Here is a 10,427-nt window from a genome sequence, read left to right as displayed (position 1 = left end):
CTACCTTATATCGCCATCGCGACATTCACCCACGTGCAAGCACGTGGGTCCCTGCCCTTCGGGTCGGCCTGGATTGTCGGGTCAAGCCCGACAATGACAAAATAGAGTGCAGAGAATCTTCTTCCTTAAGAAGAATTGGATTTCTCCAAATTCATCTAAACTCCATACGGTCTTCATAATATCTTCATACCGCGCTGGTATAGTGAGTATAAATCGAAGGGGTGCAGAAGCATCCCACAAATGGAGGAAGAAATGAAAAAGATTATCGCTCTCGCACTTGCCACCATCGCCATCGCCGCCACGGCGCTGATAGCCGTTCCGGCCCTGGCCAAGGACATACCTGCACAGGCGCAGACGGCCGTCCAGACAGCCCCGGTTGCGGTTCAGCCGTCTCTGGCAGCCGCTACTAACAGCCTTTACATGGGCTACGGCGCCGCCTTCTGCGGCGGCGGGCTGGCTCTCGGTGACCAGGTCACCCTGCAGCGCGTGGCTACAACGCTCGGTATCACCTACGACCAGTTCGTCCAGCGCCTGCAGAATGGCGAAACCATTGCCGCTATCGCCACGGCTCAGAAGGTCGACCTGTCCAAGGTGGTTGATACCATCGTGGCCGCTCAGACCGACATGGTGAATCTGATGGTAAAATACGGCTACGTAACTCAGGACCAGGCCAACACCATCATCGCCAATTTGCGCACCCGCGTCGAGGCTGCTCTCTCAATCGCCGCTCCCGTCACGACATCTGGAACCGGCAATGGTTACGGCTGCTTCGGCAACGGCCTTAATGGCACCAACACTCCTGTAACCGGTTACGGCTACGGCATGATGGGCGGCAGAGGCCGGGGCTTCGGCGGAATGATGGGCTGGTAAGCCTAACCAAGACAAGAGAAAGAGTTGAGGCGGCGTAACTGCCGCCTCACTTTTTTTCACAAAGGCTTGACACAGACTACAGGCAGGTTACAATGGATAGTATGAACCCGATAGCTACAAAAGGCCGCATCCTCGTGGTGGACGACGAACCCAAGGTGCTCTCCATCGTGCGCAGCTATCTGTTAAAGGATGGCTACCAGGTGACGGAGGCCCAGGACGGGAAACGGGCGCTGGAAGCCTTCCGCCGCGAAAAACCCGACCTGATAATCCTCGATATCATGATGCCGGAACTTGACGGCCTGGACGTTCTGCGCGGGATACGGCGAAGTTCGCAGGTGCCGGTCATCATGCTGACGGCGAGAGCCGAGGATGCCGATAAGCTGGTAGGTCTGGAGCTGGGGGCCGACGACTACGTGGTTAAACCTTTCAGCCCGCGCGAGCTTACCGCCAGGGTAAAAGCGGTCTTGAGGAGATCTCAGAAACCGGCTGAATCAGGCGGCAAGCCTATATGCCTCGGCGAGATGACTATCGACCCGGAGCGTTTCGAGGTGACCTGCCACGGACAGGCGGTCAGTCTGACCGCCACCGAGTTCCGTATCGTGCTGGCGCTGGCGCAGTCGGCCGGACGGGTGCTCAGCCGCCAGCAGCTCCTCGAGCGCGCCATGGACATGGCCTATGAGGGCTACGACCGCACCATCGACGCCCATATTAAAAATATCCGGCACAAGCTCTCCACTACCAGTGGCGGCAAGGGGTGCAATATCGTTACCGTGCAGGGTGTCGGCTACAAACTGGAGGAGGCGCGCTGTGCAGAAGACTAGAAGCTACTGGAACAGTCTTTCTTTCAGACTGAGTGCAGCTTTCCTGGTGGTCTCGGTATCGGGGATAGCTCTGGCGGCCATCCTGGCTTACCGTTCGGGCAACAGCGAACTCGATACGTTCATCACAAGCATGGGCATGATGGGCGGCATGATGGGCGGCATGATGGGGCAGCCGCTGCTACAGGCGCGGCAGGATTACCTCAGCGGCATAGCGAGTTTCCTGTGGATAGCAGGAGCGGCGGGAGTGGTGTTGTCGCTCGTGCTGGGCTGGCTTTTTTCGCGCCAGATAGCACAGCCTCTGGACCAGATCGCCGATGCGGCGCATAAAGTGGCTGCGGGAGACCTGGAGCAAAAAGTGGACGCGCAGGGTTACGGCGAGGTGCAGGACCTGGGGGAATCTTTCAACAACATGGCCGCCACGCTGCGCCACGACCGCGACCTGCGCCGCGACATGATAGCCGACATCGCCCACGAGCTGCGCACACCTATTTCTGTGCTGCAGGGCAACATAGAAGGCATGATTGACGGCGTGCTACCCAATAACCGCCAGACGCTGGACACCCTGCACGGCGAAACACTCGAGCTGGCGCGCCTGGTCGAGGATTTGCGCACGCTGTCGCTGGCCGAGGCAGGGCAACTGAAATTCGATTTGCAGCCGCTGGACCTCGGCAAGCTGAGTGCCAGAGTGGTGGATTCGTTCAAAGCCGTGGCCTCCACGCGCGGGATAGAGATAAAACTCTCGATTCCTTCCAAAATCGAGCTGGTCAGTGCGGATGCCGACCGTACGGCGCAGGTGCTGCGCAACCTGATAGACAACGCCCTTAAATACAGCCCTGATGGCCGCAGCATAGAGGTTCAGGTTATCTCTGAGAAGGGAAACGTGGCGGTTTCCGTAGCCGACCACGGGCAGGGTATACCGGCGGAAAACCTGCCGCTGGTCTTCGAGCGGTTTTACCGGGTGGACCGCTCGCGCTCGCGTTCCACCGGCGGCTCGGGGCTGGGGCTGGCTATCGCCAAACAGCTTGTGGAAGCACAGGGAGGCAGCATCCGGATGGAAAGTAAACCCGGCGCAGGCAGCACCTTTTCCTTCAGCCTGCCGGAAATGTAGAGGCACGATGCCTCGTGCCGGGATAGCTATCCTCATGGAGGTTGCAACCGGTCAGTCGCACCTTCGAGTTCCGAATAGAAACCCCTGCTTAGCCCATCCCGTCGCCTGTCGGCTGAAGAGACAACCTTACCTTAAACGGCCCACTTGTGGCGTGCTCCCTCAAAAAGTGCTATAAATATACAATCCAATAAGCGTATTCGAGTGTCATTGCGTCTGCGGTAATAGTAGGAATATAATTGCATAAAATATGAGCCCTGATACGAATAACGGCAGCTCGAGCTCTAACGGAAAAAAGGAAGACATCGGCAAGCTCAACCCCGACCTGATAAGTATTGAGACGCACCGCGGCGCGCGGCCTGGTGAATCTTATGCCAGGGTTAAGCGCGTCAGCCGCTTTATCAAGGCCGGACCGGGCTATTTCGTGGCCAAGCCTGAAAAAGAGATTCCACAAAACAGTTTAGAGCGCGGCTTCCGCAATCTCAAAAGATTCTTCATAGGTCGTCCGCTTTATACAGCCGAGGAAGGCCAGCAGCGTCTGAACAAGATAAGGGCGCTGGCCGTATTCGGCTCCGACGCCATTTCCTCCAGCGCCTATGCCACAGAAGCCTCGCTGGCCATACTGATGGTGGCGGGGAGCGCTGCCCTGGGCGTATCCATGTACACCGCTCTGGCCGTGGCGATACTGCTCTCCATTGTGGCTTTTTCCTACCGCCAGACCGTACACGCCTACCCGCAGGGTGGCGGTTCCTATAATGTCAGCAGCGAAAACCTGGGCCAGCGCTCCGGCCTGATCGCGGCGGCGGCCCTTCTCATCGACTACGTGTTAACAGTGTCCGTTTCAATCGTTGCCGGGTCGCAGGGCGTAATCTCAGCGCTCATCGCCTCAGGCCACGAAACGCAGGTGAACAACCTGACCGCATCGTTACCACCGTACCTGAACCTGACAGTCATGTTGAGTATTTTTTTCATCGGCCTGATGATTCTGGGGAACCTGCGCGGGGTGCGCGAGGCCGGGACCGTCTTTTCCATTCCTACCTACCTGTTCATCGTCGGCATGTGCATTATGATCGTTATGGGAGTGATAAAGGCGTCCACAGGCACACTGCACGCGTCAACTGCCCCGCCTGTATTGGTGTCAACAGCGCCGTTAACCCTGTGGTTAGTGCTGCGCGCCTTCTCGGCGGGAGCAGTGGCCATGAGCGGCACGGAAGCTATTTCCAACGCAGTGCCCGCTTTCAAAACACCTTCGTCTAGAAATGCCGCCACAACCCTCACTATCATGGCCACTCTGCTCGGAATTTTCTTCCTGGGCATTACCTTTTTATCCACCCATATGCAACTGGTGCCTGGTAAGGAGACTATCATCTCCCAGGTTGCCCTGGCTGTTTTTGGACATAACATTTTCTATTACGTCTTTCAGTTCGCTACCGTGGGCATACTGGTGGTGGCTGCCAATACGGCCTTCAACGGTTTTCCGCGGCTTGCATCGGTTCTGGCGCGCGACAATTTCATGCCGCACCAGTTCAAGTTCCGCGGCGACCGGCTGGTGTTTTCTACAGGCATTCTTTTCCTGGGAATCGTTGCCGCCGCTCTGGTGGTGGTCTTCGAGGGTAACGTCGACCGCCTGATAAACCTCTACGCCATCGGCGTGTTCTTGGCCTTCTGTTTATCTAATTTGGGAATGGTGGTGCACTGGTGGAGGTCGCGTACCCCCGGCTGGAAGAGGAGCATGGTCATCAATGCCACCGGTGCCATACTGACAGCTATCGTCCTGGTGATCGCCATATTGACCAAGTTCACCTCCGGCGGCTGGCTGATAGTGGTCCTTATACCTATCATTGTAAGTCTTCTCATGCTGGTACACCGGCACTATACCCTTGTGGGCAAAGAGTTGAGTATATTACCCGACCAGCTGCCTCCTACCAAAATTGAACAACTGGTGCTGGTGCTCATCGACGACGTGAACTACGCTTCGCTACGGGCTTTTTCTTTCGCCCGCACCATCGATGCCGAGAAGGTGGTGCTGCATATCGCCACCGACCCGGAGCGCACGCAGAAACTCAAGGACAAGATGCAGAAGTACGCCCCGGACCTGAAACTCGTCATTATCGAGTCTCCCACGCGCAGCTTTATCCAGCCCTTGAGCGATTATATCGCCGCCATTCACAGCCAGTCCCCCACGGCTTTCATCACTCTCGTGCTGCCGGAGTTTATCACGGCGCATTTCGGCGAACGCTTCCTGCACAACCGCACCGCCGCCCGCCTGCGCGAAATCTTCGAAAAACACCCCAACGTGACGCTGGTGATGGTGCCATACCTCTTAGAGAAATAGCCGGAAAATCCTAAGCTCCAAACACTAAATCCTAAACAAGCGCCAATATATCAAATTCAAAGCCCAAAAGATTTTCAATTTGAATTTTGTGTTTTGAATTTGTTTGGGATTTAGATATTAGGATTTAGAATTTGGGCGGTGCGGGGATGGAGGTGGCGCCCTCCAGCACCTTCTTGAGGTAATAGCCCGTCGCAGATGTCTCGTGCTTTGCTATCTGCTCGGGTGTGCCCGCAGCCACCAGCCTCCCCCCCATATCGCCCGCCCCCGGCCCCAGGTCGATTATCCAGTCTGCATTTTTGATGACATCCAGATGGTGCTCGATGATAATCACCGAGTTGCCGCCGTCCACCAGCCTTTGCAGCACGCGCATGAGGGCCGCCACGTCCTCGAAAGAAAGGCCTGTGGTGGGTTCATCGAGTATGTATAGCGTGCGCCCCGTAGCCCGTTTGGAGAGCTCAGTAGCCAGCTTGACGCGCTGCGCCTCGCCGCCTGACAGGTGCGGCGCCGGCTGCCCCAGCCGAATGTAATTGAGACCAACGGAGTGCAGAGTCTCCAGCTTATTCTTAATCTTGGGGAAATGCTCGAAGAAACGCAGCGCTTCTTCCACCGTCATGTCCAGCACGTCGGCGATGCTCTTGCCCTTGAATTTGATTTCGAGCACCTCGCGGTTGTAACGCGCGCCGTGGCACACCTCGCAGGGTACGGTGACATCGGGCAGGAACTGCATCTCAATCTGGATGAAGCCCTCGCCGCGGCAGGCCTCGCAGCGCCCGCCCTTGACGTTGAAAGAGAAGCGCCCGGCCTCGTAGCCGCGCAGCCTGGCTTCCGGCGCGGTGGCGAATAGCTCGCGCACGTGGGTGAAGACGCCGGTATATGTCGCCGGGTTGGAGCGCGGTGTACGCCCGATGGGCGATTGGTCTATATCTATGACTTTATCGATATTTTCTATGCCTGTTATGGAGGCGGCTTCGCCCGGTTTTTCGCGCGAGCGGTAGAGCACCTGCGCCAGCTTGCGGTAAAGCACCTCGTTGATGAGCGTGCTCTTGCCGCTGCCGGAAACACCCGTTATGACAACCAGCTTGCCCAGCGGGATGCGCACGTCTATGTTTTTGAGGTTGTTCTGGCGCGCCCCTTTGATGACAATCTCCTCGCCGGAGCCCTTGCGCCGTTTTTCGGGAACGGGTATGCGCTTGCGCCCGGAGAGGTATAAACCGGTGAGGGATTTCTCAGACCGGAGTATCTCATCCAGCGTTCCGGCGGCGATGACTTCGCCGCCGTGCTCGCCCGCCCCCGGCCCCATGTCTATAATATAATCGGCGGCGCGCATGACGGCCTCGTCGTGCTCCACCACAATCAGGCTGTTGCCCAGGTCACGCAATCTTTTAAGAGTCTCAACGAGTCTGTAGTCATCCGCCGGATGCAGGCCGATGGTGGGCTCGTCGCAGATGTATAAAACACCCATCAGGCCGCTGCCTATTTGAGTAGCTAAACGGATGCGCTGGCCCTCGCCACCGGAGAGTGTGCCGGAGGAGCGTTCGAGCGTCAGGTAGTCAAGGCCAACATTTTCGAGGAATCGCAAACGGGAGGTGATTTCCTTGAGTATTTCGCGGGCAATGGCGCGTTCTTTCTGGCTGAGGATGGTGTTCGCGCCGGTCAGGCTTCCGACCCACTCAAGGGATTTGGTCACCGACATGCCGGATGCCTGCACGATGTTAATTTTACCGATGGTAACGGCCAGCGCTTCGGGCTTGAGGCGCTTGCCCTGGCACACTTGGCAGGGCAGAGCCACCATGTACTGTTCCATGGCGGCGCGCGACATCTCGCTCTCAGTGTCATGGTGGAGTCTGGCGAGCCTGGGTATGACGCCCTCGAAACCTTCGTAATAGGTGCGCGGCTTGCCGAAGCGGTTGCGGTAGACATGTGACTCGCCGCCTTCGCCGTAGAGGATAACGCGCATGGCCTCCTCGCCGAGGTTCCTGACGGGTGTCCTGAGCGAGAAATGATAGCGGCTGGCCAGGTCTTCGAGCTGTGAGTAATACCACGTCTGCCACTGGTAGGGATGGATGGCCCCCTCTGCCAGCGACAGGTCCTTGTTGGGGATGACCAGGTCGGGGTCGAACTCCATCTTTATGCCCAGTCCGGTGCAGGCCGGACAGGCGCCGTGCGGGCTGTTGAAGCTGAAGGTGCGCGGCTCCACCTCGCCCAGGCTGATGCCGCAGTCCGGGCAGGAGAACTGCTCGGAAAAGAGCATTTCCTCGCCCTCGACAATGGAGATGAGCACCACGCCCTTGCCCAGCTTGAGGGCCGTCTCCACCGAGTCGGCGATACGGCTCTGGTTGCCCTCCTGGCCGACCACCAGGCGGTCGATGACGGCCTCTATGGTGTGCTTCTTTTTCTTGTCCAGGTCTATGTCGGATTCGAGCTCTTTGATTGTCCCGTCCACGCGCACGCGGGCATAGCCGCTCTTGCGCAGGTCCTCGAAAACCTCTTTGTACTCGCCCTTGCGGTCTTTCACGATGGGCGCCAGCACGAGTATTTTCGAGCCGCCGGGCAACGCCTGCACGGCATCCACTATCTGCTGCACCGTCTGCATGGCGATTTCCCGTCCGCACTGCGGGCAGTGGGGGTGGCCTACCCTGGCGAAGAGCAGGCGCAGGTAGTCGTAGATTTCGGTGACGGTGCCAACGGTGGAGCGCGGGTTGTGGGACACGCCCTTCTGGTCTATGGAGATGGCCGGGCTGAGGCCCTCGATGTAGTCCACGTCGGGCTTTTCCATGCGCCCCAGGAACTGGCGCGCATAGGCCGACAGCGACTCCATGTAGCGCCGCTGGCCCTCGGCGTAGATGGTGTCGAAGGCAAGCGAACTCTTCCCCGAGCCGGAAACGCCGGTGATGACCACCAGCTTATCGCGGGGGATGGTTACATCGATATTCTTGAGGTTGTGCTCGCGTGCGCCCTTGATAAAGATGGAATTTTGAGGCATAAATTTACATATATATTGTAGCATCAGGCACGATTTTGGACAAGCCGATGGGGTACGCTAGACAACCTAGATTTACATTGTAAAACAAAGAGCAAGTAGATTGCGTGCAGTATTAGTTAATAGCCTCAATTTGAACTTGGTATGAATCTGATTGAGGCTCCTCTGGTATGGTGAGATTAAACCTGAAATCCTTTTTCTTGAAATTGGATGCTGCCAGAGTCACCTGAAGTTTATAGAAACCAGGTTTAATTGACTTCCTTTCCAGCAACCCACAAAGTCTTTTATTATCCCATCCCTCGAATTCCTGTCTACCTCGATGCCGGAATCCAATATCAAGAATTGCCTCTTGATTATTTGCCGGTAAATCAATTCTGTTTAATAACCATATCCCGTCTGAATCGCAGGGATGTTCTTGGTTAGCCCATCGGCCCTCCCAAGCGTCAATCGTCTTTCTACTTTTATCGAAGATGGTTATTGAGGCAGTTAGGGCTTGTGCTGTAGATTCTACGCCAGAGGGATTTTTAGCATTATTTTTGAAGGCTAACCTTACGAAATACGCAGGTTTGAGGAAACCCGCACCTTTTTCAAAATACATCACCTCAGTAATAGCTGGCGAAAAGCCATTGAATTCAACTCTAGGGTGTGGTTGCATGATTAAATCCGCTTCCCTCCAAATATAAAGGATTACGAATACAGTAAAAGCAACTACTTCCATAATCCGCAATCCATCTGACGAAAGACCTAATAGGCTTACTCCACTGAGGTCAAACCCCAAACCAACAGCAGTCAAAAGAAGCGCTAACACCCTAACAATGCCCAAGAATATTGCTCTGAACATGCCCCTATTCTACCACTTTGTATGATGTCCATCTCTTGTCTCGCCCATCAAGGAACAGAGATAATTGAAGTAGACTCGCATTGATACCCGTTTAACCACTTGCCTCTTTGTAGCCCGTCGTTGAGTCGTCTATAATATCCTCAATGGACACGAACGAACTAATCGAGCTTAAAGCCCGGGCCAGGAACGCGACCAGGCGCCGCCAGGCGGAACTCCGTATCCTCACCCACCAGATTCACAGTCACCCCGAAACCGCCATGAACGAGCATCAGGCGGTTGCCTGGCTGACGCAGGAACTGGAGAGCAATGGTTTTTCAATTGAGCGCGGCATATGCGAACTGCCGACGGCCTTCCGCGCCTCGTACGGCCAGGGTAAACCCGTCATCGCCTTCATCGCCGAATACGACGCGCTGCCAGACTTGGGACATGCCTGCGGGCATAACCTCATCGCCACTGCCGCCGTGGCCGCCGCCATCGGCTCTAAGGAGGCCGCGAACAAATTCGGCGGAAGCGTACAGGTCATCGGCACGCCCGCCGAGGAGCTGAACGGCGGCAAGATAATCATGGTTGAGCGCGGGGCTTTCGCCGGCATCGACGCCGCCATGATGATGCACCCGGCCACCCACGACAGCGCCACCATCACGGCGCTGGCCTGCATGGCGCTCAATGTTGAATTCTTCGGCAAGGAAGCCCACGCCGCCGCCCATCCGGACCTCGGCGTCAACGCGCTGGAGGCCATGATACTGTCATTCAACGCCATCGACGCGCTGCGCCAGCATATCCGTAGCGACGCGCGCATACACGGCATCATCACCGACGGCGGAAAAGCCGCCAATATCGTGCCGGCCCATTCCGCCGGGCGTTTCCTCGTGCGCGCCGGCAATATCGGGTATCTCAACGCCCTCAGAGAAAAGGTGCTGGACTGTTTCAAGGCCGCCGCCCTGTCTACCGGCGCGCGCCTGGAGTATAGCTGGGACGAAAAAGAATACGCCCCCATGCGCAATAATGCCATTATGGCGCGGCTCTATGCGGAGAATATGGAGCGCATCGGGCACGCCGTCCCCCTTTTCAATCCGGAGCAGTCTTTCGGCAGCACCGATATGGGCAACGTCAGCCAGATAGTGCCTTCCATACATACGTCGGTGGCCATCGCCCCGCCCGGCGAGAGCGAGCACACTGCCGAGTTCGCGCGCCATGCAGCCACCGAGAGGGGACTGACGCAAAGCCTGAGAGCGGCCGACGCACTGGCCATGACCGCTATAGACCTGCTGGCCTCGCCCGACACTCTGGCAGCAGTCAAACTGGAGTTCGAGGGGGAATGACGCACTGCCTTTCTCCTGGAAAAGCACCAAGCACCAAATCCTAAATACTAAATAAATCCTAAAACACAAAATCCAAAACACTTTTGTCATTTGTTATTGGGATTTCGTGCTTGTTTAGGATTTAGATATTGGGATTTAGAGTTTCCTTCGTAT

7 protein-coding genes are annotated in these 10,427 nt (G+C 56.6%); 5 read left to right on the top strand and 2 right to left on the bottom strand.

The annotated features are described in order from the left end of the window. Window positions 1-240 precede the first annotated feature (240 nt). The 4 genes from C4542_01505 (at window position 241) to C4542_01490 (ending at window position 5,131) form a co-directional block, all read left to right on the top strand. A complete protein-coding gene (locus C4542_01505) occupies window positions 241-870 on the top strand; it encodes a DUF2680 domain-containing protein (protein ID RJO62934.1) in 630 nt (209 codons plus the stop codon). Window positions 871-971: 101 nt separating this feature from the next. Next, window positions 972-1,691, top strand: a complete 720-nt coding sequence (locus C4542_01500; GenBank protein RJO62933.1) for a DNA-binding response regulator — start codon at window positions 972-974, stop codon at window positions 1,689-1,691. Further along, window positions 1,678-2,799: a sensor histidine kinase gene (locus C4542_01495; protein RJO62932.1), complete on the top strand. Its 1,122-nt coding sequence runs from the start codon at window positions 1,678-1,680 to the stop codon at window positions 2,797-2,799. Before C4542_01500 ends, C4542_01495 begins: the two co-directional genes overlap by 14 nt. Window positions 2,800-3,046: 247 nt before the next feature. Then, on the top strand, window positions 3,047-5,131 hold the full coding sequence (locus tag C4542_01490) for an APC family permease (GenBank protein RJO62931.1): 2,085 nt from the start codon (window positions 3,047-3,049) through the stop codon (window positions 5,129-5,131). Between the two features lie 124 nt (window positions 5,132-5,255). On the opposite strand, the gene uvrA is transcribed toward C4542_01490, so the two are convergent. Both uvrA and C4542_01480 read right to left on the bottom strand, forming a co-directional pair. Then, window positions 5,256-8,114 carry an excinuclease ABC subunit UvrA gene (gene uvrA / locus C4542_01485; GenBank protein ID RJO62930.1) on the bottom strand — a complete coding sequence of 953 codons (2,859 nt, stop codon included), beginning with the start codon at window positions 8,112-8,114 and terminating at the stop codon, window positions 5,256-5,258. 112 nt (window positions 8,115-8,226) lie between these two features. Next, window positions 8,227-8,952, bottom strand: a complete 726-nt coding sequence (locus C4542_01480; GenBank protein RJO62929.1) for a hypothetical protein — start codon at window positions 8,950-8,952, stop codon at window positions 8,227-8,229. A gap of 143 nt (window positions 8,953-9,095) precedes the next feature. Between C4542_01480 and C4542_01475 the strand changes: the two genes are divergently transcribed. Beyond that, on the top strand, window positions 9,096-10,274 hold the full coding sequence (locus C4542_01475) for a M20 family peptidase (protein RJO62928.1): 1,179 nt from the start codon (window positions 9,096-9,098) through the stop codon (window positions 10,272-10,274). The last annotated feature ends 153 nt before the right edge of the window (window positions 10,275-10,427 follow it).

It is taken from the genome of Dehalococcoidia bacterium, from assembly GCA_003597995.1.
Classification (GTDB): Bacteria; Chloroflexota; Dehalococcoidia; order Dehalococcoidales; family UBA1222; genus SURF-27.
Note: the sequence above shows the minus strand (reverse complement) of the source record. Positions and strands in the feature narration are given on the sequence as shown.